Source organism: Pacificimonas pallii (assembly GCF_019204005.1).
Classification (GTDB): domain Bacteria; phylum Pseudomonadota; class Alphaproteobacteria; order Sphingomonadales; family Sphingomonadaceae; genus Pacificimonas; species Pacificimonas pallii.
The window spans coordinates 514,146-536,208 of record NZ_JAGSPA010000003.1; the positions used below are offsets into that span (position 1 = coordinate 514,146).

At 63.3% G+C, this 22,063-nt stretch carries 24 protein-coding genes; 9 read left to right on the top strand and 15 right to left on the bottom strand.

The annotated features are described in order from the left end of the window. The 3 genes from coxB to KCG44_RS11070 form a co-directional block, all read right to left on the bottom strand. Nucleotides 1-1,143 (bottom strand): cytochrome c oxidase subunit II, encoded by a 1,143-nt coding sequence (gene coxB, locus KCG44_RS11060; RefSeq protein ID WP_218446142.1) that lies wholly within the window; start codon nucleotides 1,141-1,143, stop codon nucleotides 1-3. Between the two features lie 132 nt (nucleotides 1,144-1,275). Then, the gene (locus KCG44_RS11065) at nucleotides 1,276-1,806 is read right to left on the bottom strand and encodes a DUF421 domain-containing protein (protein WP_218446143.1); all 531 of its coding nucleotides are present in this window, start codon (nucleotides 1,804-1,806) and stop codon (nucleotides 1,276-1,278) included. 87 nt (nucleotides 1,807-1,893) lie between these two features. Then, nucleotides 1,894-2,706, bottom strand: a complete 813-nt coding sequence (locus KCG44_RS11070) for a crotonase/enoyl-CoA hydratase family protein (protein WP_218446144.1) — start codon at nucleotides 2,704-2,706, stop codon at nucleotides 1,894-1,896. A 63-nt stretch (nucleotides 2,707-2,769) separates the two neighbouring features. Here KCG44_RS11070 and KCG44_RS11075 point away from each other — a divergent pair, with 63 nt between their 5' ends. Then, a complete protein-coding gene (locus tag KCG44_RS11075) occupies nucleotides 2,770-3,240 on the top strand; it encodes a (2Fe-2S)-binding protein (protein ID WP_218446145.1) in 471 nt (156 codons plus the stop codon). 64 nt (nucleotides 3,241-3,304) lie between these two features. Beyond that, nucleotides 3,305-4,264: a mechanosensitive ion channel family protein gene (locus KCG44_RS11080; protein WP_218446146.1), complete on the top strand. Its 960-nt coding sequence runs from the start codon at nucleotides 3,305-3,307 to the stop codon at nucleotides 4,262-4,264. A 47-nt stretch (nucleotides 4,265-4,311) separates the two neighbouring features. Here KCG44_RS11080 and KCG44_RS11085 read toward each other — a convergent pair whose 3' ends face one another. The 5 genes from KCG44_RS11085 to KCG44_RS11105 all read right to left on the bottom strand — a co-directional run bounded on the left by KCG44_RS11085 (nucleotide 4,312) and on the right by KCG44_RS11105 (nucleotide 8,418). Further along, nucleotides 4,312-4,722: a hypothetical protein gene (locus KCG44_RS11085; RefSeq protein WP_218446147.1), complete on the bottom strand. Its 411-nt coding sequence runs from the start codon at nucleotides 4,720-4,722 to the stop codon at nucleotides 4,312-4,314. A gap of 96 nt (nucleotides 4,723-4,818) precedes the next feature. After that, nucleotides 4,819-6,615, bottom strand: coding sequence for a gamma-glutamyltransferase family protein (locus tag KCG44_RS11090; protein ID WP_218446148.1), 1,797 nt, complete (start codon nucleotides 6,613-6,615; stop codon nucleotides 4,819-4,821). A gap of 74 nt (nucleotides 6,616-6,689) precedes the next feature. After that, nucleotides 6,690-7,418 carry a hydroxyacylglutathione hydrolase gene (gene gloB, locus KCG44_RS11095; protein WP_218446149.1) on the bottom strand — a complete coding sequence of 243 codons (729 nt, stop codon included), beginning with the start codon at nucleotides 7,416-7,418 and terminating at the stop codon, nucleotides 6,690-6,692. A gap of 143 nt (nucleotides 7,419-7,561) precedes the next feature. Beyond that, a complete protein-coding gene (locus tag KCG44_RS11100) occupies nucleotides 7,562-7,978 on the bottom strand; it encodes a VOC family protein (RefSeq protein ID WP_218446150.1) in 417 nt (138 codons plus the stop codon). Beyond that, entirely contained in the window at nucleotides 7,975-8,418 is a 444-nt protein-coding gene (locus KCG44_RS11105; RefSeq protein WP_218446151.1) for an acyl-CoA thioesterase, read from the bottom strand. The genes KCG44_RS11100 and KCG44_RS11105 overlap by 4 nt, the downstream gene beginning before the upstream one ends. A gap of 76 nt (nucleotides 8,419-8,494) precedes the next feature. Here KCG44_RS11105 and KCG44_RS11110 point away from each other — a divergent pair, with 76 nt between their 5' ends. Next, a complete protein-coding gene (locus tag KCG44_RS11110; RefSeq protein WP_218446152.1) occupies nucleotides 8,495-9,196 on the top strand; it encodes an SIMPL domain-containing protein in 702 nt (233 codons plus the stop codon). 168 nt (nucleotides 9,197-9,364) lie between these two features. Here the strand turns inward: KCG44_RS11110 and dnaA are convergent, their stop codons facing one another. The 3 genes from dnaA to mutM all read right to left on the bottom strand — a co-directional run bounded on the left by dnaA (nucleotide 9,365) and on the right by mutM (nucleotide 12,539). Further along, a complete protein-coding gene (gene dnaA, locus KCG44_RS11115; RefSeq protein ID WP_218446153.1) occupies nucleotides 9,365-10,744 on the bottom strand; it encodes a chromosomal replication initiator protein DnaA in 1,380 nt (459 codons plus the stop codon). Between the two features lie 568 nt (nucleotides 10,745-11,312). Then, on the bottom strand, nucleotides 11,313-11,576 hold the full coding sequence (gene rpsT / locus KCG44_RS11120) for a 30S ribosomal protein S20 (RefSeq protein WP_218446154.1): 264 nt from the start codon (nucleotides 11,574-11,576) through the stop codon (nucleotides 11,313-11,315). 150 nt (nucleotides 11,577-11,726) lie between these two features. After that, nucleotides 11,727-12,539 (bottom strand): bifunctional DNA-formamidopyrimidine glycosylase/DNA-(apurinic or apyrimidinic site) lyase, encoded by an 813-nt coding sequence (mutM, locus tag KCG44_RS11125; protein WP_218446315.1) that lies wholly within the window; start codon nucleotides 12,537-12,539, stop codon nucleotides 11,727-11,729. 86 nt (nucleotides 12,540-12,625) lie between these two features. Between mutM and KCG44_RS11130 the strand changes: the two genes are divergently transcribed. Beyond that, the gene (locus KCG44_RS11130; RefSeq protein WP_218446155.1) at nucleotides 12,626-13,357 is read left to right on the top strand and encodes a class I SAM-dependent methyltransferase; all 732 of its coding nucleotides are present in this window, start codon (nucleotides 12,626-12,628) and stop codon (nucleotides 13,355-13,357) included. A 13-nt stretch (nucleotides 13,358-13,370) separates the two neighbouring features. Next, a complete protein-coding gene (gene ubiB / locus KCG44_RS11135) occupies nucleotides 13,371-14,903 on the top strand; it encodes a 2-polyprenylphenol 6-hydroxylase (protein WP_218446156.1) in 1,533 nt (510 codons plus the stop codon). A gap of 22 nt (nucleotides 14,904-14,925) precedes the next feature. Here the strand turns inward: ubiB and KCG44_RS11140 are convergent, their stop codons facing one another. The 3 genes from KCG44_RS11140 to KCG44_RS11150 form a co-directional block, all read right to left on the bottom strand. Beyond that, nucleotides 14,926-16,185, bottom strand: coding sequence for a hypothetical protein (locus tag KCG44_RS11140; protein WP_218446157.1), 1,260 nt, complete (start codon nucleotides 16,183-16,185; stop codon nucleotides 14,926-14,928). Continuing rightward, nucleotides 16,182-16,373 carry a hypothetical protein gene (locus KCG44_RS11145; RefSeq protein WP_218446158.1) on the bottom strand — a complete coding sequence of 64 codons (192 nt, stop codon included), beginning with the start codon at nucleotides 16,371-16,373 and terminating at the stop codon, nucleotides 16,182-16,184. Before KCG44_RS11145 ends, KCG44_RS11140 begins: the two co-directional genes overlap by 4 nt. A gap of 190 nt (nucleotides 16,374-16,563) precedes the next feature. Beyond that, a complete protein-coding gene (locus KCG44_RS11150; protein WP_218446159.1) occupies nucleotides 16,564-17,376 on the bottom strand; it encodes an alpha/beta hydrolase fold domain-containing protein in 813 nt (270 codons plus the stop codon). Between the two features lie 113 nt (nucleotides 17,377-17,489). Between KCG44_RS11150 and coaBC the strand changes: the two genes are divergently transcribed. From coaBC to KCG44_RS11170, 4 genes are all read left to right on the top strand, one after another. Beyond that, the gene (gene coaBC, locus KCG44_RS11155; RefSeq protein ID WP_218446160.1) at nucleotides 17,490-18,701 is read left to right on the top strand and encodes a bifunctional phosphopantothenoylcysteine decarboxylase/phosphopantothenate--cysteine ligase CoaBC; all 1,212 of its coding nucleotides are present in this window, start codon (nucleotides 17,490-17,492) and stop codon (nucleotides 18,699-18,701) included. Continuing rightward, nucleotides 18,698-19,138: a dUTP diphosphatase gene (gene dut / locus KCG44_RS11160; protein ID WP_218446161.1), complete on the top strand. Its 441-nt coding sequence runs from the start codon at nucleotides 18,698-18,700 to the stop codon at nucleotides 19,136-19,138. The genes coaBC and dut overlap by 4 nt, the downstream gene beginning before the upstream one ends. A 269-nt stretch (nucleotides 19,139-19,407) precedes the next feature. Beyond that, nucleotides 19,408-20,166 carry a HesA/MoeB/ThiF family protein gene (locus KCG44_RS11165; protein WP_218446162.1) on the top strand — a complete coding sequence of 253 codons (759 nt, stop codon included), beginning with the start codon at nucleotides 19,408-19,410 and terminating at the stop codon, nucleotides 20,164-20,166. Continuing rightward, a complete protein-coding gene (locus KCG44_RS11170) occupies nucleotides 20,142-20,516 on the top strand; it encodes a DsrE family protein (protein WP_255536492.1) in 375 nt (124 codons plus the stop codon). The genes KCG44_RS11165 and KCG44_RS11170 overlap by 25 nt, the downstream gene beginning before the upstream one ends. Before the next feature lie 32 nt (nucleotides 20,517-20,548). On the opposite strand, the gene KCG44_RS11175 is transcribed toward KCG44_RS11170, so the two are convergent. Continuing rightward, entirely contained in the window at nucleotides 20,549-22,063 is a 1,515-nt protein-coding gene (locus KCG44_RS11175) for a PepSY-associated TM helix domain-containing protein (protein WP_255536493.1), read from the bottom strand.

Here is a 22,063-nt window from a genome sequence, read left to right on the forward strand (position 1 = left end):
TTATTCTGTGGTCGCAACGCCGGAATCGGCGGCGGACTGTTCAATGACGGTGCCATCCGGGCTGGCGGTGGACGCCTCGACAAGGTCGCTCATCTCGCCGCCCGCATTGGCGGCCACCGTGTCAACGGCGACATCCGCGGCATCCGCGGTCGCTACGGCTGGCGCATCCGCTTCGATCAGGTCGGCGGGGTCGATCCCCGCATCCGCCTGACGCGCGGCCACCCACTGGTCGTACTGCGCCTGCTCAACCACCTCGACGGCGATGGGCATGAAGCCATGTTTGGTACCACAAAGCTCGGAGCACTGACCGTAGAAAACGCCGGTCTTCTCGGCATTGAACCACGTTTCGTTAATCTTTCCGGGAACGGCGTCCATCTTGATCCAGAAGGCCGGAATCGCCCAGCTATGCAGCACGTCGACAGATGTGACCAGAACCTTCACCGTCGCTCCGACCGGCACGACGACGCGATTGTCGGTCGCCAGCAGCTTGGGTTCGTTCGCCGCCGCCGCTTCCTCGTTGGACAGCATGATCGCGTCGAACGAGAAACCGCCTTCATCGGGATATTCATATTCCCAATACCATTGATGACCGATGGCCTTTACCGTCACATCGGCTTCCGGCGGATCATATTGGTCGTTCAGCAGGCCAAATGACGGCACCGCGATCCCGACCAGGATCAGCACGGGCACCACCGTCCACAGAATTTCGATGGCGACATTATGCGTCGTCTTCGATGGTACCGGGTTCGCCTTGCGGCGGAACCGGATGATCGCCCAGATCAGCAGGGCGAACACAAAGATGGTGACCACGGTCATAATGATGAGGAGCAGCGTGTTGAAATTGTTCGCACGCTCACCCAGGCTCGTCACCTGCGGCTGGATGTCCATGCCGCCAAGCGGCTGCCCCATGGCGGCATCCGCCTTTGTTCCCATCCCGGCGAGGACATTCACCTCTTCGGCGCCCATCTCTTCAGCGGCGTCCATGGCCACGGCCGATTCGTCGGCGGTGGTTTCGGCGGATATGGCGCTGTCGGGCGCCGTGCCTGCCGTGACCGGCTCAAGTTCCTGTGCAGCCGCGACTCCCCCGCAAGAAACGGCGATTGCGAGCGCGGCGGCGGCGGCGATATGCGTGAAACGTCCCATTATGTCCCCTGGGGCCTGAATACCATAAATCACGCGGGCCGCACCTTATCGGCGCTCCCACTTTCGACGCCCTATAGATAAGCCGCTCAAAAGCGACAAGCGCTAGGTTGCCGCAGCTATTGCCGGGACAGGTCAGCCGGTATCCGCGCCCCTGACATTTTTGATGATGCGGTCATCAAGCGTTTCATCGCCGTGCAGGACGGATATATCTCCGGTGGTCTCCAGCACGACGGCCTTCACCTTCGCCATGTCGAAGACGTTCGCTTCGCGCAGTTTCGCGATCAGATCGCTCTCCGCCACGCGGGTTTTCGTCAAAGCCGAGGGGATGATTTCGCCGTCGCGCAGCAGCAGGATGGGGTCATTCTGCATCACATTTTCGACGGTATCCGAATCCTTGCGGAGACGTGCGGTGATATATTGGACCAGGAACAGCGCCGCCATGGCCAGCATCGCCTGCCCGAACCCGCCCCAGTCCGTCGCCTGCCCTGCACCCGCCAGCAAAGAGCCGGTCGCCACGGTCATGACGAAATCGAAATTGGTCATTTTGGAAAATGATCGCAGGCCGACGACACGAACGAGGATGACGACCCATATCATTGCCGCCGCCGTCAGCAGAAAGGCGCGGAGGATAAGGTCGAATGTGGGGGCATCGGATAAGAACATGATCTGCCAGCGCGCGGCGCGCCGCTTAGGTTCCGCGCGTGCCCGGAAGCGATTCTGGAATCCCGGTCCGACTGGCGCCGGAGGTCCCTAGGCGATGTTCTTGAACGCAGGTTCCCGTTTCTGCATTTGCGCGCCAATGGCTTCGCGCATGTCCTCACCCTGCAGAAAGGCTGCGTTCCAGACGGCGACGTAATCCAGGCCCGCCTCGACCGTCTGCCCTCTCCCCCGATTGAGGACGGCCTTCGTCCCCATCATCGCGACCGGCGATTTTTGGGCAATCGTCTTCGCAAGCGCCATTGCGGAGGCCAGTGCCGCTTCATGATCCGCCGCAACGGCATTCACAAAGCCATAGCTCTTCGCTTCATCGGCGGGAAAGCGGCGGCCGGTATAGGCCAGTTCACGCACGATACCCTGCGGCAGCAGATGCGGAATGCGTTGCAGCGTGCCGACATCGGCGACAATTCCGACATTGATTTCCTGAACCGAGAACCAACCGCCTTCGGCGATGATCCGCATGTCGCATGCCGTCACAAGATCGACCCCGCCGCCAATGCAGCCGCCCTGAATGACCGCGATCACCGGGACACGGCATTCGTCGATGACGGTAAAGCTGTGCTGCAGCCGTTTTACATGCTTCAGGAAATGTACCCGCTCGCGTGCGACATCCTTGGGGTCGCCATGCAGGCTTTGCGCTGATTTCAGGTCAAGACCGGCCGTGAAATGCCGCCCGGTCGACGACAGCACGACCGCGCGGACTGCCGGGTCGGCGTCGATCGCCTCGAACACGCTGATCATGTCTTCCCAGAATGCGGGCGTCATGGTGTTCAGTTCATCGGGCCGGGTCAGTTTCACATGTGCGATATGTTCGGCAATCTCGAGCGAAATCGTTTCAGTCTGCATGTTCGTCTCCCTGCACCGGCGGCACCCTTTGCTCATGATGCCATTTCAAAGTAGGCAGACGTCATGACTCGCTTCACCGTGAACGGCAATCCTGTCGAATATGATCTGCCGCCAGATACACCGCTGCTCTGGGCGCTGCGCGATGCCAGTAATCTGACCGGCACGAAATATGGCTGCGGCGCCGGGATTTGCGGGGCCTGCACCGTGCATATCGACGGCGAGGCGCGGCGGTCCTGCCAGACCTTCATTGGCGACATAGAGGGTACCTATGTCATTACGATCGAGGGATTGTCCCCCGATTCCTCGCATCCTGTGCAGCAGGCATGGGTGGCCGAGCAGGTGCCGCAATGCGGCTATTGCCAGTCCGGCATGATCATGGCCGCCGCCGCATTCCTGAAACGGACACCGGAACCCAGTGCCGACGATGTCCGCGCGGGCATCACCAACCTCTGCCGCTGCGGAACATATCCGCGCATTCAGAAGGCCATCCTGCGGGCCGCGGGCGGCACGGCGAATCCCGATCAGGACGGCTAGACGGAACCGGCGCCTGTCGCCGTTCATTCACTGACGTAACATAACGAGACACTCCGGGGACAATATGCAGGATCAGGCGGCGGAAAACGCAGCGCAGGCACCGGCCGAAAACGAATCGATCGTAGGTGAGGTGGGCGACAGCCTCAGCATCATCGGCACATTGACCGAACAGCTGACCGAGATGGCGCGCGGGCTGATCGCCGCGCTCCCCACGCTTGCCATCGCGATCGTCGTTCTCGTGATTTTCGGCATCATCGCCAAGATGCTCAGCAAGGTGGCCGGCAAGGCGGCGGCGAAAGCCGGTGAGCGCAAATCGCTCGTGAACCTGACGCAGACGCTGACGAAGGTCGCCGTCTGGATCGTCGGCATCCTGTTGACGATGACCATCGTTTTCCCGTCCATGACGCTTGGCAGCCTGATTGCCGCGCTGGGCCTTGGTTCAGTTGCCATCGGGTTCGCGTTTCAGGACGTCTTCGAGAATTTCCTTGCCGGCATCCTTTTGATGCTTCGCGAAAAAATGAAGATCGGCGACCATATCGAGTGTGAGGGCATTTCCGGTGAAGTGACACACATCTCCCTGCGCGAAACCTATATCCGCAAGCTGTCGAACGAAGTCACCATCATGCCCAACAGCATGCTGTTCAAGAATCCGGTCGAAATCCACACGGACAACCCGATGCGCCGCCATCAGATCACGGCGGGTGTTTCCTATGACACCGACGCGGACATGGCGCGCGACCTCATTCAGAAAACCGTGGAGGGCTGCGAGCTTGTCGACAATGACAGGCCCGTACAGGTCTTCGCATCTGAATTTGGCGATTCGTCGGTGAACTTCACGGTGCGCTGGTGGGCCGGTTCCAAACCCGTCGATATGCACAGGAGCCGCGACGAAGTCATTCGCGCGATCAAGCGGGCGCTGGACGATGCCGGCGTGGAAATCCCCTTCCCCTACCGTACGCTCACGTTCAAGGAGCCGCTGCCGGTCCAGCGTATGAACGCCGGAAACGACGACAGCGAGGCTTAGCGCGCCGCCGCTGGCGCGTCATGCGGCCCTCTCCGGCGCCGCGTCGGCTATTTCAGCGGCGTGTCTTCGGGTATCGGCGTGAAGTCGCCCAGCACGCAGCTTCCCATGTCCATGCCGCTGCTGGCATCGAAATAGGTGATGATCTGGCCGCGGCACAGGCTGGTGCCCTGCGGATTGACATATCGATAGGGATCGCCGCGCACTGCATTCGGACAGCTGCCGCTCAGCTCGTTGCGGTACAGCCTGCCCCCCTTCATCTCGAACATCATGTGATTGCGCGTAATGCCCTTGGTCGACGCGATCAGGCCGCTGTTGATACAGCCGACAGGCGCGCCAATCGCGTCGGCAGTCGCCGCCGCGGGCAGCGGCGCGTTCGCGCGTTCGGTCTGGCCGTCAGTCGCGCAGGCCGTCATGGCGAGCGTTGCCGCCGCCGCCAGCGGGGTCAAAAAGGTCTTCATGGTCCATCTCCCTTTTCATGATCATACACCGCCAAGGCTGGCCCCAACATGAACCGCAGCTTTACGGTCTGACGATGGGCCGTCAGTATCGGGCGGTCAGTATCCCGCCGCCTGCCCGTCCTTGCGCATCTCGCTCGCGCCGAAATAGACACCCGTGTCCGGGTCCTTCCAGATCCCCTGATAACCGCCGAACGGCCCGGTTGTGTATTCGACCCGGTGTCCGCGCGTCTCCAGCGCCCTCACGACATGCAGCGGCACGCCCGATTCGATCTCGATCAGGCCGCCATCGGTCATGCGCGCATTCCCCGTCGGCTCGTCGTCCTGCACATGATGGAACCGCGCGGCATCGCCCGCCGATTGCGGCCCCATGCCGAAATCGACCATGTTGACGACGATCTGCGCGTGCCCCTGCGGCTGCATCGCGCCGCCCATCAGGCCAAATGACATTAAGGGCTTGCCATCCTTGGTCATGAACGCGGGAATGATCGTATGAAACGGACGTTTCCCGGGCGCGTAGGCATTGGGATGCGCCGCATCCAGCGAGAATTGCGCGCCGCGATCCTGAAACATGAATCCCAGCGTATTGCCCGCGCCGTCATCGGCGACCAGTCCGGATCCCATACCGCGATAGTTCGACTGGATCAGGCTGACCATCATGCCATCCTTGTCGGCGACGGTCAGGTAAATGGTGTCGGCCGCCTCGACATCGCCCGGCAGGCGTCCCGCCTCGACGGACGGGGCCGCCGCCGCGCCGATCAGCTTGCGGCGTTCATCGGCATATGCGTCCGACAGCAACCACTCGACCGGCGTCTCGGTAAAGGCGGGATCGGCATAATATTTCGCGCGGTCGGCGAAGGCGAGCTTCTTCGCCTCCACGAAAATGTGCCAGAATTCATCCGAATCCCGCCCCATCGCCGCCAGATCATAGCCCTCCAAGAGGTTGAGGATCTGCAGCGCCGCGATGCCCTGGCCGTTGGGCGGCAGCTCCCACACATCGAAACCCCGGTAATTCACCGAAACCGGCTCCACCCAATCCGATGTGTGCCGCTCGAAATCCTCCTTGCGGTGCGGTGCGCCGATGCGCTCGAAATAGGCGGCCATGGCATCGGCCAGCGTGCCCTTGTAGAAACTGTCCGTACCTTCGGCCGCGATGATACGCAGCGTGCGCCCAAGATCGGGGTTCCGGAAAATCGTGCCTTCATCCGGGCCCTTCCCCTCCCGCAGGAACAGCTGCCGCCAATTCTCGCCCTCTTCGACGATCCCCTGTTCCGTCAAATTGGCGAAATTCGTCATGCTCCTGCGCCAGTACCAGGCGATCAGTTCCGATACCGGAAAGCCGTCCTCGGCATATGCGATGGTCGGCGCCAGAAGCTGCGCCATGGGCAGCTTGCCGAACGTCTCGTGCAGCATGCCCCAACCTGAAACCGTACCCGGCACGGTGACCGATCGCCAGCCCCAGTCGGGTATGTCATTCTCATCCCCCGCCCGCGCCGATGCCGCCCGCAACTGTTCCAGCGTCTGGCCGTAAGGCGCGCGTCCCGACGCATTCAGCCCGTGCAGCCGCTCTGACTTCGGGTCCCAGACGATGGCGAACAGATCGCCGCCAATGCCGTTCCCGGTCGGCTCCATCAGGCCAAGCGCCGCATTTGCCGCAATCGCCGCGTCCGCCGCCGAGCCGCCCGCCTTCAATATGTCGAGCGCGATCTGCGTCGCCAGCGGCTGCGACGTGGCCGCCATGCCGTTCACGCCCAGCACATCGGACCGCGTCTTGTGCGTGTCGCCCATATAGCGGTCGCCCTGATCCTTGGCCGCGGGCGGCGTCGCGGGCGCGGCGGCGGCAGGTGTCGCAATGGCGAAGCTCAGCGCGAGCGCGGTCAGACAGTTACGCAGCATGTTTCTCTTCTCCCAAATTCCCGCTCACCCAGAAAGCGGCCCACCCGCCGCCGATAGATATGCAATCGGCAGGACTATCCGCGAAACGCGTCTTTTGCGGCACGCCTCTCGCCCAGCTCCGCCGCATCTTTCGCGCGAAGGAATGGATTGGTTTCACGCTCACGGCCGATCGTCGACGGTACCGTGGGCGTCCCGGCCGCGCGCAGCGCGATCACCTCGGCCTGCCGCGCCTCGATCGCCGCATTCCCAGGTTCCGCCGTCAGCGCGAAACGTCCGTTCGCCTCGGTATATTCATGCGCGCAATAAACCTCGGTATCGTCTGGCAGGCCAGCCAGTTTCCCAAGACTATCAAACATCTGCGCAGGCGTGCCTTCGAACAGGCGGCCGCAGCCCATCGCGAACAGCGTATCGCCGCAGAACAGAACGCCGCTCCCGGCAAAATAATAGGCATTATGCCCCGCCGTGTGCCCCGGGACGTCGATGACCTGCCCCTCATCCGCGCCGATCGAGACGGTATCGCCCTCGCTCACCGCACGGTCGATCGCGGTGATCCTGTCGCGTTCCCCGGCCGGTCCGGTAATCCTGCAGCCGGTGGCCGATTTGATCTCCGCATTGCCGCCGACATGATCGGGGTGCCAATGCGTATTCAGTATCTGGGTTATCTTCCAGCGACGCCGCTCGGCCTCGGCAAGCACAGGCGAGGCCACCGCGGGGTCGATGACCGCCGTTTCTCCGCTGGCTTCATGATGCGCCAGATAAACATAATTATCCGAGAGCACCGGTATCTGTACGATTTTCAACATGTGAGCCCTCCTAGCGCAATTTTCCGTCGGCGGTAACCTTTGCTAAATGCGGTTGGATATCCGGTCGCGAGGGACGCCGTCCTTGCCGGGCCAGCGAAGAATCCACCGCGCAGCGCCGCGGACAGGCTAGCCGATGAAAACGGCTACCAACTACCGATATTCTCCATCGAGGCCCATGGTTCGCGCGGCGGCAGGCGCTCGCCACTCTGCAGCAGTTCGACCGATATCCCGTCCGGCGAACGGACGAAGGCCATGAAGCCATCGCGCGGCGGCCGGTTGATGGTGATGCCCGCGTCCATCAGCTTTTGGCATTTCGCGTAAATATCATCGACCGCATAGGCGACATGCCCGAAATTCCGGCCGCCCTCATATTCTTCGGTGTCCCAATTATGAGTGAGTTCGATCTGCGCGGCCTCATCGCCCGGCGCGGCCATGAAGATCAGCGTGAAGCGCCCCTCGGGAACCTCCTTGCGTCGCACGACTTCCAGCCCGAGGGCTTCGTAAAAGGCGATACTCCGGTCAAGGTCGGTGACACGCACCATCGTGTGCAGATATTTCATCGCGCAGGCTTTCCTTTCAGGTCGCCCCCTTCAAAAGCGGCGAACATGTTCACCACGGCGTCCGGCACCGGTGCCGGCGCGCCGCGCGCTTCGGCAACATGGACGCTGATTGTTTCGCCCTGCGCGCGCAAATCCTCTTCACCGCGCCCGTGAAGCTCCCAAAACATCGTCATGCTGCTGGTGCCGATGCGCGCGGTACGCAGGCAGATATCGAATTCCTCGTCCATCAACAGCGGTTTGCGATAATCGATAATATTCCGCACGACATGAAACTCCAGGTCCTGCGAACCGCCATCCCACAGGCCGACCGCGCGCCAATATTCCGTGACGCCGACGTCCAGATATTCCAGATAGCGCGAGTTGAAGACAACGCCCTGCACGTCGCACTCGGCATAACGGACCCGCAGGGGAAAGATGAAGCGAAATTCTGATCGTGCCATAAGCGAGTTCATTGGCGATACACGTAGCCATGAGCAATATCATCAAAAGGTCAGGATCGCCTAAGGGGGCAGCAATATGACAAAATCAGGAAACTGGCTGATCGCGGCCGTCATTCTCGCGCTCGGCATGATCGTCGGCGGCTACCTCCTCGGCGACGGCCTCACCCGCGCCAATCTGTCGGACCGTTCTGTCACCGTGCGCGGCCTGGCGGAGCGCGAAGTCACCGCGGACCTTGCCACCTGGACCATCCGCTTCACGGCGCAGGGCAATGATTTCGAAACCGTCAAACGACAGACCGGGGCGATGGCGAATTCGGCCCGTATGTTTCTAAAGGAACAGGGATTTGCCGACGCGGCCATTTCCGCGCCGGAGCTGTCGGTAAATCAGTGGATGAACGGCACGATTCCGCAGGTGCAGATCCGTCAGGCGATCCGCCTCAATACGAATGACATCGCAAGGGCTGAAAAGGCCTATGCCGCCCAGGGCGCCCTTCTCGACCGCGGCGTCGCCATCGAACAGGGCGGCGCGGCGATGGTCTACAGCTTCACGCGCCTGACCGAACTGAAACCCGAAATGATCGCGGAGGCCACCAAGGACGCCCGCGCCGCCGCCGAACAATTTGCCCGCGATTCCGGAGCATCCGTTGGCGGCATCAAATCGGCGCGCCAGGGCTATTTCAGCATCGACGCCCGCGACGGCGCCGTCGGCAGCTCCGGCGATTCGCCCGCCCAGAAAGTGCGCGTCGTCACGACGGTGGACTTCTATCTGCGGGATTAGCGGGTGTTATGAGAGGTACATTCTCTCTCGATGCCCTCATCAAGACCCGATCATCCTGAGCGTGCTCGAATGATGCGCCAGGGCTGCTGCGATATGATGGCGTGTCCCCAGACTGTGCCCGGGCTGATGACGATCGCGGTCATGCTCACGGACAGCTGTCAGCCATCCCTATAGATCGATCAGGCGCTCCAGCCGGTCGATATCGGCGCTCAGCTCGCCATCGTCGGCACGCAGCGCCTCGATGCGCTTCACGGCGTGCATGACGGTCGTATGATCGCGTCCGCCAAAGCGGCGGCCAATGTCGGGGAAGCTGCGCGGGGTCATGCGCTTGGCAAGATACATGGCGATCTGGCGCGGCCGCGCAATGTCGCGCGCGCGGCGGGCCGACATCATGTCGGACAGCTTGATATTGAAGAAGTCCGCCGTCTGGCGCTGAATCCTGTCCACCGTCACGCGGCGCGTATTGGCACGCAGCATGTCGGCCAACAGCGCGCGGGCCTGATCGATGTCGAGCGGGCGGCGGCGGGTATTGGCGAATGCGACAATGCGATTCACCGCGCCTTCCAGCTCGCGGATATTCGCGCTCACCTTGCGGGCAACGAATTCGACCACGTCATCGGGGACCAGCGCCTGCTCGGCGGCGGGACGCGCAGCCAGCTTTTCACGCACGATGTTGAGGCGCAGTTCATATTCCGCCGGATTGATGTCCGCGACCAGGCCCCAGCACAGCCGGCTCCTGACCCGCGCCTCGATCCCGTCGAGATCCTGAGGGCTGCGATCGGCACTGATCACCAGGCGGTGGCCCGCATTGATGACCTCGTTCATCGTGTGGAACAGCTCTTCCTGCGTCGTATCCTTGCCGCCGACGAACTGTACATCGTCGATCATCATCAGGTCGGCACCGCGCAGGCGGCTCTTGAACGACAGCGTATCCTTCGCGCGCATCGCCGTCACGAATTCGAACATGAACTTCTCGGCGGACATGTAGATGATTTTCGCGTCCGGCCGCCGCGCGCGGTACGCCCAGCCAATGGCGTGCATCAGGTGCGTCTTTCCGACACCCGTCGCGCCGTGCAGGAACAGCGGGTTGAAACTGATCTCTCCGCCGGACGCCATCGTCTCGGCGGCGCAATAGGCCAGCTCGTTCGCCTTGCCGGTGACGAAGCGGTCGAATGTGTAGCGCGGGTTCAGCACCTCATCGACTAGGGGAACGGCAGGGGGCGCCGAAACGTCGATCTCCGCGATCGGCGTGTCCGACTCGATAATGGGCGCGCCGGCGACAATCCGCACATGCGTGATCGGGCTGTCACCCTTTGCCCACAACATGCGCAGCCGTTCGGAATACTGCCCGCGAATCCAGTCGGCACCAAAAGCGGTCGGAACGCTTAGAATCGCGCAATCATCTTCGATGCCCGCCAGCACCATATTGGAAAACCATGACGACCAGGTCCGCGCGCTGACTTCATGTTGCAGGGCTTCGCGAACATCCGCCCATTGCTGCGCGCCGTCCCATACATCCCGCAGCTTCCGATTATGTGCGCCTGACATGCCGCTAACAGATCCTTCCACCGCCATCGTTAATCCATCCCCTCACGGCCATTCCACGCCCAGCACTCCCGCAAGAGCGCAGAAAAAGCCCGGGAAAACATGATATTATTAGCAAATCAGCGAAACGAGAAAGACCAGTTAAAGTCAAAGCTCTCTTTCGCCGCGAAGTGCACAAGCAATCCGGCAGCGTGGTGGACGCTGTTATTTCTGCTAAACTATGAATACGAAGCCGAGTACGGACCGCATCCGAATGTAATCATGTATAGGGGAGAACAAAATCCCCCGGTCAGCCCCTCGGCCAGAGCGATCTTGTACGCTCCGAAGGGTGCCTCAATCAAGCCTCAGACGAGTCATAAATTCGAAATAAATCCGTTGACACGGAAGCCCCGCGATTCGCTGCATCGCACCGAAAAAGGCTCTTCTCAGGGGCTGCGATTGGCATCCATTTTGAACCATGATGGCTAAGTTTCGGAAGTTAACCGATTCCTGCAAAAAAGGGCGCCCCGGACTCAGCCGGGACGCCCCTTTTATCGAAAATTCAGTCCGGCCCGGCGGACCCGACCGGCCTTTAGCCGAGCGCTGCGATTCGCGCGCTCAGGCGGGAAATCTTCCGCGAGGCCGTATTTTTGTGAAGCACGCCCTTGGCAACGCCGCGCTGCATCTCGGGCTGCGCTTCCTTCAGCGCTGTCTTCGCTGCCGCCGAGTCGCCGGACGCGATCGCGCTCTCTACCTTTTTCACAAAGGTGCGGATGGCACTGCGACGCGCACCGAGAACTTCGGTACGGGCGGCGTTGCGGCGGATGCGCTTGCGCGCCTGTGGTGAATTGGCCATGGGCTCTTTGTCTCGTCTTTATATAAGCGTGTCGATAGGGGCGTCGGAACAGGGCCGACCGCCAGCAAGGGCAGCGACATAGGCGGCACCCCTGCAATCGTCAAGGAAAATGGGACATTTTGCCCGCTCGGACATTCGCACGCATCGGCGTCATGTCTGGCAGGACGGGCAGAAGAAACTCGATCGCGCCGATTGTACGATTCGCCGAATCGCCGTGCCGCAGCGATGGCAGGGCTCCCTCTCCCGTCCGTACACGCGAAAATCATGCTGGAAATAGCCCAGCTCTCCCGAAGGCTGCGCATAATCCCTCAGCGATGATCCCCCCGCCGCGATCGCCCGGCTGAGGACGGCGGGAATGGTCTGGGCGAGTCGCCCCGCATCTGCCTTTGTCAGCCGCGCGCCCTTGCGCGTCGGCCTGATACCGGCCTCGAACAGCGCCTCGCACACATAGATATTGCCAAGTCCGGCAATTCTGCGCCCGTCAAGCAGCAGCGCCTTGACCGGGGAAAGGCTGTCCTTCGTCACGCTCCGCACATGTGCCGCGCCGAATTCCGGCCCCAACGGCTCCGGACCGCAGGCGGCGATCAGCGGCTGCGTCTCCAGCCTGTCCGTTTCCACGATATGCAGCGACCCGAACCGGCGCGCATCGTTCAGCGCGATCCGTCCTTTCCCCGTCTCGAACAGCACATGGTCATGCTTTTCATCCCTGTCGGGATTCAGCCGCAGCCGTCCCGACATTCCCAGATGCAGGATGACGCTATCGCCGCGGTCGGTGTGCATCAGGCCATATTTGGCGCGCCGTCCCACCGACGTCACCACGGCCCCCTGAAGGCGCTGCCGGAAATCCGGCGGGATCGGCCAGCGCAGGTCCGGCCGGCGCACCTCGACAGCCGTCAGGCGCTCCCCCACCAAAAGCGGGGCGACCCCGCGCATCGTCGTTTCGACTTCAGGTAATTCGGGAATCGGTTTCGCCCCTTCCGCGCAGGATCATTGCCAGCGACATAAGGCGCGTTTGCTGCGCGCGGTAGGTGCGGCTAAGCGCCGTGGCCATGAGCGATATGGTTTCCTACGGCTTCCAGGATGTAACGCCTGAAGAAAAGACCGCACGAGTCGGCAGCGTCTTTGAACGCGTCGCGCAGAAATATGACGTGATGAACGATCTGATGTCGGCGGGCACGCACCGTCTGATCAAGGACCGTTTCGTGCGCAAACTGCGCCCCCGCGCGGGCGAGCGCATTCTCGACATGGCGGGCGGCACCGGCGACATCGCCTTTCGCATGGTCCCATCGGGCGCCGACATCACCGTCGCCGATATCAATCCGCACATGCTGGACGTCGGGAGAGCCCGCGCCGAAAAGCGCGGCTTCACCGCCCTCACCTTCGCCGAACAGAATGCCGAAACGCTCAGCTTCGACAGCGCCAGCTTCGACGCATATTCGATCGCCTATGGCATCAGAAACGTGACCGATATTCCGGCCGCGCTGGCCGAGGCGTACCGCGTTCTCAGATATGGCGGCCGCTTCATGTGCCTGGAATTCAGCCGCGCCGAATGGCCCGTCTTTGGCGACGCCTATGAAAGGATCACGATGAAGCTCTGGCCGCGCGTCGGCGCCGTGGTCGCCGGCGACGAGGAACCCTATCAGTATCTCGTCGAATCCATTCGCAAGTTCCCGCCCATGGGCGCCTTCGCCGGCATGATTCGCGAGGCGGGGTTTTCGCGTGTGTCCGCGACCCCCATCATGGGCGGCGTCAGCGCGATCCATATGGGCTGGAAGGCGTGAGGGTCCGAAAACCGTGACGAGTGACTTTACCCATCTGCGCCGCATCATCGGCTGGGGCCGCACGCTTGCGCGCCACGGCGTCCTGCGCGTGTTCGAGACCAATCCGCATTCACCGCCCGCCCTGAGGCGCCTGGCCCGGCTCGCGCGCTTCGGGACGTTCGCGCCGACGGAACCGAAATATGTCGAGGCGTTCCGCGCCCTTGGCCCCGCCGCGATCAAGCTGGGCCAGGCCCTTGCGACACGCCCTGACCTCATTGGCGAAGACGCGGCCCGCGAACTGGCAAAGCTGCAGGATGACCTCGACCCCTACCCCTTCGAGATTTTCAAGGCGTCCATTGAGGAGGCGTTCGGCTGTCCGGCGGACTCGCTGTTTTCCCACATTGACGAGACCCCCGTCGGGTCCGCGTCCATCGCGCAGGTGCACAAGGCCGTCACCACGGAGGGGCGCACCGTCGCGATCAAGGTCCTGCGCCCGCATATTGAGGATGATTTCGAACGCGCCATCTCGACCTATGAATGGGCCGCCATCCATATCGAGCGGATGGGGGGCGAATTTTCCCGTCTGCGCCCGCGCGCGACGATCGCCTATTTCCGCCGCTGGGTGGAGCGTGAGCTGAACCTGCGCATGGAGGCCGCGTCCGCGTCCGAACTCGCTGACCAGCTGACCGCCGAACCCGGCTTCGTCATCCCGGAAATCGACTGGCAGCGCACGGCCCGCCGCGTGATGACCATCGAATGGATCGATGGCATCAAGATGACCGACATCGCCGCCGTCGACGCCGCTGGCCTGGATCGCAGGGCGCTTGCGGGCATCCTCGTGCGCGGTTTCCTGCGCCAGGCCATCATCGCCGGGTTTTTCCACGCCGACCTGCATCAGGGCAATCTGTTCGCGCTGCCGGATGGCCGCATTGCCGCCATCGACTTCGGCATTATGGGCCGCATCGATACGAAGGCGCGGCTCTGGCTGGCCGAAATTCTCGGCGGCCTCATCACCGGCAATTACGCCCGCGTCGCCGAGATCCATTTCGAGGCGGGCTATGTCCCCGCGCATCACAATATCGGCGAATTCACCACGGCGCTTCGCAGTGTGGGCGAGCCCATTCGTGGCCTGCCGGTGAAGGACATCTCCATCGGCAATATGCTCGACGGCCTGTTCGCCATCACGCGCCAGTTCGACATGCAGACGCAGCCGCATCTGCTGCTGCTGCAAAAGACCATGGTGATGGTGGAGGGTGTCGCCTACGCCCTCGACCCCGACGTCAACATGTCGGTCATCGCCGCGCCCCTGATCGAGGAGTGGAGCCGCGACGAGCTTGGCCCCGAGGCGGTCATTGCCGACGGCCTGATCAGGAACGCCCGCACGCTCGCTGAATTCCCGGACTTCATGCGCCGCGTCATGACGCTGGTACCAAAGGAAGGCGGCGCACCCCCACTCCCGCCGCTCGCGCCGATGCCGGAGCCGCAGCCCATGCACCGGTCTGCGTGGATGCTTCTCGGCACCGGGCTAGGCGCCGCTTTGGCCCTTGCCTTGGCGGCCTTCCTCTAAAGCCGCTGACTAACCATACGGGTCAATCGCTGTCTCGCCCAAGGACGAAACTAATCCCATTGACGATCTGCTCACCATAGCGATCCGCAGCGGCTCCGATCGCCAGCAGCAGCATCTGGGGATCCCAGCCGTTCGACCAACGCTCCGGCTTGCTTTCGATTTCCTCGCTCCACAGCTGGAATGCCTTGTCAATCGCCGCTTCGCTATCCAGTGCCGACAGATCGGATACCAAAAAGGGCTGATCGCTGTCGCCGATGCTACCCGGCGGCGCCCATGCGATAAGATAGGGTCCCCGCGCGCCGCGGTCCCGCAAATCCTCTGGCACATGTTGCAGCCACTCCCGCGCGGTAATGTAGTCGTAGCCGCCGATCACGTCGCCGCAGACAGCCTCGATCTCGTCATCAGAAGCATCTCGGCTGAGCGGAATGATGTTCAGGCTCGCCTTTACCGGCCAGATGGTGACCATTTGCCTCGCATCCGGTCGCTCAGCAAGAATTTCGGCAGCATCGTCGAATTTCCTCACGAATACGCGGCAGATCGCTCCCATGCGGCGAATATCCGACACGGTCGCGGCGGCGCCGGGAAACGCAAGTACGGCAATCGCGCCAAAGCGGTCGGTCACTGGCGGCAGCCCCGACGCGAAGCTGCGCGTGGCGATCCGCGGGGCGCTGGTCGCCTCGGAATGGACCACCACCGGCCTATCAGGTGGTCGTATTACAGATGGTTGTCGTGGCGGCGGCGGTGGACCAACCGGCACCGGTTCTTCCGGAGGATCGAAATTCCTCACGCCCAGAATAGCCGCACGCCCCGACGCTTCCGCGCGTGCCAATAGCATGGCGGGGCGAGGATGTAGGCGCAGGCTTTGCAAATCCCCGACATAAACTTCGACATCAACGCGCACCGCAGGCGCGATGGATAGACGCGGCCCATCCAATTGCTGTGAGACTAGCACTACGCGGTTCCGGAACTGCCGAAACGCCTCGTCCTCATTCGTCGATGTCTGTCCGTCGGTTCGCGGATTGCCGCCGACGCGGATACGCAGCTCGGCGTCATCACCGATGCAGCGTTTCAGGATGGCCAACGTCCGCTGCCCTGACCGCGTCAGTGTAACGCGGTCTGTCCGAAACAGAACGGTCGCGATGGTGTCGCCGCTGCGCAGTTTCGCACACTCGCTGATGGCTGCCTGCGACAGTCCTGAAAGTGCTGGATTGGTCTGCGCATGGGCGACCACGGCCAGCGGCATCAGCCACGCCGTCAGCAGGCAGACAAGCGCGCGCCTCATCCTTCGTCGGCTTTTGCGGATCGGGAAAAGAGTCCGCGGATAATCAGGATGATCGCGGCCGTGATGAGAAAGCCCACCACGAAGACAGCCAGCGCGCCCTCCGTTGAGCTCGTCGGTATGATAATCTGCAGAGCTGTGGCGCCCAGCAGCGACAGGATCAGGGTCACCAGCGGCAATTTGATCAGCATCGCGAGTTCCCCTCGTTTCTTACGGCAGGATCGGAAACGCACTTACGCAACGGGAACAGAGTTGATACCGCCGCTTATAGCAAATTTACGCGCCCTACGCGAATGTCAGCGCGCAGTCGCGGCGGCGCGGCGGCGTTTCCTCACAAGAGAACCGATCCCGGCCAGCACCGAAATCACGGCCGAGCTTGCCCTATTCGTCAATGGTCAGCCCCAGCCGTGCACTCGCCGCCGCGACTTCGCGCAGAAGGCTTTCCGCACGCCGTGAGCGGTCGGGGAAACACAGCTCCCCATGCACCAGGCCTCGCGCCCGCACGATGTCCACCGGCACCTCATGCCGATCCAGAATGTCGGCAAACGGCTCAATGTCCGGCGACACGGGATCGAACCAGCCACCCGCGGCAATCACCGTCGGTGGCAATCCTGACAAATCCATATCGACCAGCGGCGCATAGGCCTCTGCCAGCCCCAGACGTGCCATCTGGCTGACCGCAATCCGGCCTGCCCAGCGCGACGCCCCAAAGACACGGTCAGTCCACAGCGCCGGGTCCATCTGCAGCAGCGGATATAGCAGGATCAGCCCGCTCACCGCGCCAGGCATCCCCAGCGCACATCGCCCCGCCAGATAACCGCCTGCAGAATCACCGCCCGCCAGGATCTGACCGCTCTCGCCCAGCGCCGCGCACGCTGCCAGTGCGTCATCCAGCTGCGCTGGCGGCCTGTGCGGCGGCACCAGCCGGTAAGCAATACTGACGATCTCCAGCCCTGCCAGCGCCGCCAGACGGGAACACAGCCGGTCATGCGAATCGAGATCGCCGACCATGAATCCGCCGCCATGGAAATACACCATGGGCGCAGCGCCGCGGACCTCCCGCGGCCGGTATGTGCGCGCCGCCATTCCCGCGATGTCACCGTCCGAAACCGAAACGCCGTCCATCCTGACGCGCCGGGGCCGGCCCACGCGGATCATCGCGCGGCGCAATCTCTGGACGGAAGACTCTGACATGCCGTCTAGTTAGAGCGCGAGGACCCAGCGGCAAGATGGCGCGCCGCCGCGCGCCGCTTCACGCACGATGCCGCCCTCGACTTTGCCCCCGCTCGCGCGGCATAAGGCGCGCCATGACAGGTAAACGCATCCTCCTCATCATTTCGGGCGGCATCGCGGCGTATAAATCGCTCGAACTGATCCGGCTGCTGAACCGTGAAGGCGTCAAGGTCCGCGCGGTTATGACCGACAGCGCCAAAAGCTTCGTCACCCCCCTTTCGGTGGGCGTCCTGACAAAGGACCGCGTGTTCGGCGACATGCTCGATGCGACCGAGGAGGCCGAGATCGGCCATATCCAGCTGTCGCGCGATGCCGACCTGATCGTCGTCTGCCCGGCAACGGCGAACATCATGGCGAAGGCGGCCGCCGGAATCGCCGATGACCTCGCCACCACGCTCCTGCTGGCAACCGACAAGCGCGTGCTGTTCGTGCCCGCCATGAACGTCCGCATGTGGGCGCACCCGGCCACGCAGCGCAATCTCCAGCGTCTGCACGACGACGGCGCGCGCATCATGCGCCCGGATACCGGCGGCATGGCGTGCGGCGAATGGGGCGAAGGCCGTCTGCCGAAACCGCCCGAAATCGCCGAACGCATCCGCGGCGAGCTTGCGAAAAGCGAAGGCGCCCGGCCCCTGCCCGGCGGCGAACGCCCGCTCACCGGCAGGCGCGCGCTTGTGACCGCCGGCCCGACGCATGAACCCATCGACCCCGTGCGCTACATCGCCAACCGCTCCAGCGGCAGGCAGGGCTTCGCCATTGCGGAGGCCCTTGCCGGGCTCGGCGCGGACGTGACCCTCGTCGCGGGCCCGGTCACTCTGCCCGCCCCGCCCAATGTCACGCGCATCGATGTCCAGACCGCGCGCGAGATGCACGCGGCTGTCGAAGCGGCGCTTCCTGCGGACATCGCCGTCATGGTCGCCGCCGTCGCCGATTACCGCGCAGAGGCGGCGGCGCAGAAGGTGAAGAAGAAGGACGGCGGCATGTCTTCGCTCGCCCTCACCGAAAATCCGGACATCCTCGCCGCGCTCGGCGCACATTCACGGCGGCCCGAACTCCTTATCGGCTTCGCGGCGGAAACGGAAAAAATCGTCGAACACGCCCAGGCGAAACTGGCCCGCAAGGGCTGCGACTGGATCATCGCCAACGACGTGTCCGGCGACGTGATGGGCGGCGGCGACAACCGCGTTCACCTCATCAGCGCTGACGGCGTCGAGGATTGGCCCGACATGTCCAAGGAAGACGTCGCCCGCCGCCTCGCGGGCCGCATTGCGGAAAGATTTTCATGACCATCACTATCGAAATCAAGCGCCTGCCCCACGGCGAAGGCCTGCCGCTCCCCGCTTACGCCACCGACGGCGCGGCCGGCATGGACATCGTCGCCGCCGAAGATCTGGACCTTGCCCCCGGCGCGCGGCGCGCCGTTGCCACCGGCTTCGCCATTGCCATTCCGCCGGGCTATGAAGTGCAGGTCCGCCCACGTTCCGGCCTGGCCCTGAAACACGGGATCAGCTGCCCCAACACACCCGGCACCATCGACAGCGACTATCGCGGTGAAATGCGGATCATCATGATCAACCACGGCGATCAGTCGTTTCCCGTCCGCCGCGGCGAACGCATCGCGCAGCTGGTGCCCGCCGCCGTCACCCGCGCTGAATTCGCCGAGGTCGCCGAACTTGATGCAACCGGCAGGGGCGAAGGCGGTTTCGGCTCCACCGGGCGCTGAGGCGATCCCATGCCCTCCGCCGCAACCAACGAAATCCCGATCATCCCGAGCGCAGTCGAAGGACGCACAATCGTTTTGCAGCAGCACCGTGCGTCTCTCGACTGCGCTCGGGATCATAACGTTCAGGGTACCGCATCCTTTTGCCCGCCAGACCTGCGAAGGCCGGTATCCATCTCTTGCAAGAGAAGCAGGGCGCGGACTCAAGAGATAGGCCCCGGCGTTCACCGGGGTGAGGGACTTGAAACGGAAAATGCGTCAGGTACACCCTCATGACCGGCCTCACCGACCAGCAGCTTGCCCGCTATGCCCGCCATATCGTCCTGCGCGAAATCGGCGGCGGCGGCCAAAAGCAGCTCCTCGCCGCCCGCGTGGCGGTCATCGGCGCAGGTGGCCTTGGCAGCCCGTGCCTGCAATATCTCGCCGCCGCAGGCGTTGGCCGGATCACAGTCATCGACGATGACGAGGTGGACCTCTCCAACCTCCAGCGTCAGACCCTGCACGGCACTGCGGACGTGGGCGTCTCGAAATCGGGCTCGGCGAAGGCGGCGCTAAAGGCCCTCAATCCCGAGGTCCGCGTCACCGCGGTCCGCGAGCGCCTGACCCCTGAAAACGCGGCGGACCTGCTTGAGGGTCACGATGCCATCGCCGACGGCTCCGACAGTTTCACCACCCGCGCCGCCGTCGCCGCAGCCGCCCTCACCCTCGAAACCCCGCTGATCAGCGCCGCACTCGGCCCGTTCGAGGGGCAGCTCTCGACATTTCGCGGGTGGGAGGCGGACCAGCCCTGCTGGCACTGCTATGTCGGCGACATGCAGGACCGGCCTGGCCGCTCCTGCGCCGATGTCGGCATATTGGGCGCCGTTGCCGGCATCATGGGCGCCATGCAGGCGCTCGAAGTCATCCGCAGCCTCGTTCCCTTCGGTGAACCGCTTTCGGGTCGCGTCATCATCTATGACGCCCTCGCCCAGCGCATGCGCACAATCGCGCTCGCCAAGGATCCTAAATGTCCCAGATGCGCCGCGGCCTGAGCCTGCTCGTCGCGGAGGGCACGCAGCCACGCCTGCACGCCGCTTTGTCACTGGCGGTCGCATCCGCCGCTCTCGGCCGCGCCGTCGCGATCTTTTTCCAGGGAAGCGCCGTCGCCGCGCTGGAGGCGGGCCGCGTCTGGCCTGCCGATGCCGCGCACAGGGCCGCCGGGAGCCCCACCATCGCCGACCTCTTCGCCAATGCGCGGGAGATGGAGATCGGCATCGGCGCCTGCGAGACCGGCATTCACCTTGCGAACCTCAGCGCGGACCGTCTGATACCCGGTGTGGAAACCACCGGATTGATCGCCTTCCTGGCAGCGCATGGCGATGACGAGATCGTGATGGCGTGAAGGCGGTTCTTCGGCACCATAAGGAGGGTGCCTCAGGACGGGCTTTGCGCCGACACCGCACCGGGAACCGGATGCGATCCGAAATTCGCGCGCGGACGCAGGCTGAACCACCAGATGATGAGGCCGATAATGACGATCGCGATATCGAGCCACAGCGGCATTCCCGCGGGGTTGGCGCTCATCGTCAAGGAAATCCAGATGGCATGACCCGCCCCCACGGCGAACAATGTGACCGCGAGCGCGCATTGTAGATAGCGCGTCATCTGCCTTGGCCGTTTCATCAGAATCCCGGCGATGATGAGGGCCGTCATGCCGGCCCAGAACAGGGCCGCAAAGGCGGTGCCGCCGCCAACAACCAGCCGCGCGGCGGCCGTCAGGGCGAGCATCAGGGGCGTGCCCCAGACGATGGCGCTCCAGAATCCGGCAAGCCTGGCCGTCGGCAGCCCCTTCTGGCGGCGCTTTGCCAGCCAGATCGACATGCCGGAGCCGCTGACGATCGTGAGGGAAAGGCCCAGGAGAATATAGGCCAGCTTCACTGGCAGTCCGCCGAAATTGCCGAAATGCAGATTATAGATCGACGCGGACACCTGCTGACCGACCGTGCCATCCGCCATGCCCGCTGTCCCGGTGAAATTGCCCGCCCCGTCATATCCGTAATATTCGCCAAAGATCAGGCGGCGGGGCGGGTGGCCCAGAAGCTGCACATGCTGACCCGCGGTCGCCGGATCGTGCAGGATCACATAACTTGTCCGGATGTCCGGATGTCTGGCGGCCATGTCTTCCATCATGCCTGCCAGGTCCGGTAGCGCGGCGGGCGCAGGGTCGGCGGCGGGCTCCTCGCCAAAGATGGGTGCGAAAACGGCTTCGGTATCGCCGCCATGAAAGGTCTCCGCCATGCCGACCGCCATGATCGACGCCAGACCGAGCAGGGCTCCGGTCAGCGCGGCGGCAATGCCAAAAGGCAGGGTCCAGACGCTGAGACGATTGTGCCAGTCGGTCAGGGCCAGACGGTCTCCCGCACGCGCGCGCAGGCGGAATGCGTCGCGAAAGATACGCGGATGGGCAAGAATACCGCTGATTGCCAGCGCGACCATCATGACGCCCAGGCCACCAACCAGGGTCAGGCCAATGAAGCTCGGCAAATGGAAATAATAATGGGCATCCAGCAGGAACTGCGTCCAGCTGTTCGTTTCCGGGCCGTGTATCCTCCCCGCCCCGTCGACATGGAAGGCCTGCGTATCGGTGGTGACGATCGTACGCGGCAGCGCGCCGGAAGGAAGGTGCACGAAAAGATGGGTGGTTCGTTTTTCAAGCTCGGCTTCGGCGGCAAGGACATTGACAGCGGCCTGCTGCACGGCGGCAGGCGCGATCGCTGTCATTTCGGGGACATCGGGCTGTTCCCATCGCTGCCATTCCTCATCGAAAACGATAAGCATGCCCGTCAGGCAGAGGATATAAAGCAGGGCACCGGCCCAAAGGCCAATGGCCGTATGCACCGGCAGCGCGCGGCGAAACAGGTTGGCCATTTTCGAATGCTGGGATGGCAT

Coding starts and splice junctions, on each gene's coding strand:
- coxB (WP_218446142.1), bottom strand. CDS start 1,143: ATGGGACGTTTCACGCATATCGCCGCCGCCGCCGCGCTCGCAATCGCC.
- KCG44_RS11065 (WP_218446143.1), bottom strand. CDS start 1,806: ATGTTCTTATCCGATGCCCCCACATTCGACCTTATCCTCCGCGCCTTT.
- KCG44_RS11070 (WP_218446144.1), bottom strand. CDS start 2,706: ATGCAGACTGAAACGATTTCGCTCGAGATTGCCGAACATATCGCACAT.
- KCG44_RS11075 (WP_218446145.1), top strand. CDS start 2,770: ATGACTCGCTTCACCGTGAACGGCAATCCTGTCGAATATGATCTGCCG.
- KCG44_RS11080 (WP_218446146.1), top strand. CDS start 3,305: ATGCAGGATCAGGCGGCGGAAAACGCAGCGCAGGCACCGGCCGAAAAC.
- KCG44_RS11085 (WP_218446147.1), bottom strand. CDS start 4,722: ATGAAGACCTTTTTGACCCCGCTGGCGGCGGCGGCAACGCTCGCCATG.
- KCG44_RS11090 (WP_218446148.1), bottom strand. CDS start 6,615: ATGCTGCGTAACTGTCTGACCGCGCTCGCGCTGAGCTTCGCCATTGCG.
- gloB (WP_218446149.1), bottom strand. CDS start 7,418: ATGTTGAAAATCGTACAGATACCGGTGCTCTCGGATAATTATGTTTAT.
- KCG44_RS11100 (WP_218446150.1), bottom strand. CDS start 7,978: ATGAAATATCTGCACACGATGGTGCGTGTCACCGACCTTGACCGGAGT.
- KCG44_RS11105 (WP_218446151.1), bottom strand. CDS start 8,418: ATGGCACGATCAGAATTTCGCTTCATCTTTCCCCTGCGGGTCCGTTAT.
- KCG44_RS11110 (WP_218446152.1), top strand. CDS start 8,495: ATGACAAAATCAGGAAACTGGCTGATCGCGGCCGTCATTCTCGCGCTC.
- dnaA (WP_218446153.1), bottom strand. CDS start 10,744: ATGTCAGGCGCACATAATCGGAAGCTGCGGGATGTATGGGACGGCGCG.
- rpsT (WP_218446154.1), bottom strand. CDS start 11,576: ATGGCCAATTCACCACAGGCGCGCAAGCGCATCCGCCGCAACGCCGCC.
- KCG44_RS11130 (WP_218446155.1), top strand. CDS start 12,626: ATGAGCGATATGGTTTCCTACGGCTTCCAGGATGTAACGCCTGAAGAA.
- KCG44_RS11140 (WP_218446157.1), bottom strand. CDS start 16,185: ATGAGGCGCGCGCTTGTCTGCCTGCTGACGGCGTGGCTGATGCCGCTG.
- KCG44_RS11145 (WP_218446158.1), bottom strand. CDS start 16,373: ATGCTGATCAAATTGCCGCTGGTGACCCTGATCCTGTCGCTGCTGGGC.
- KCG44_RS11150 (WP_218446159.1), bottom strand. CDS start 17,376: ATGTCAGAGTCTTCCGTCCAGAGATTGCGCCGCGCGATGATCCGCGTG.
- coaBC (WP_218446160.1), top strand. CDS start 17,490: ATGACAGGTAAACGCATCCTCCTCATCATTTCGGGCGGCATCGCGGCG.
- dut (WP_218446161.1), top strand. CDS start 18,698: ATGACCATCACTATCGAAATCAAGCGCCTGCCCCACGGCGAAGGCCTG.
- KCG44_RS11165 (WP_218446162.1), top strand. CDS start 19,408: ATGACCGGCCTCACCGACCAGCAGCTTGCCCGCTATGCCCGCCATATC.
- KCG44_RS11170 (WP_255536492.1), top strand. CDS start 20,142: ATGTCCCAGATGCGCCGCGGCCTGAGCCTGCTCGTCGCGGAGGGCACG.
- KCG44_RS11175 (WP_255536493.1), bottom strand. CDS start 22,063: ATGCCATCCCAGCATTCGAAAATGGCCAACCTGTTTCGCCGCGCGCTG.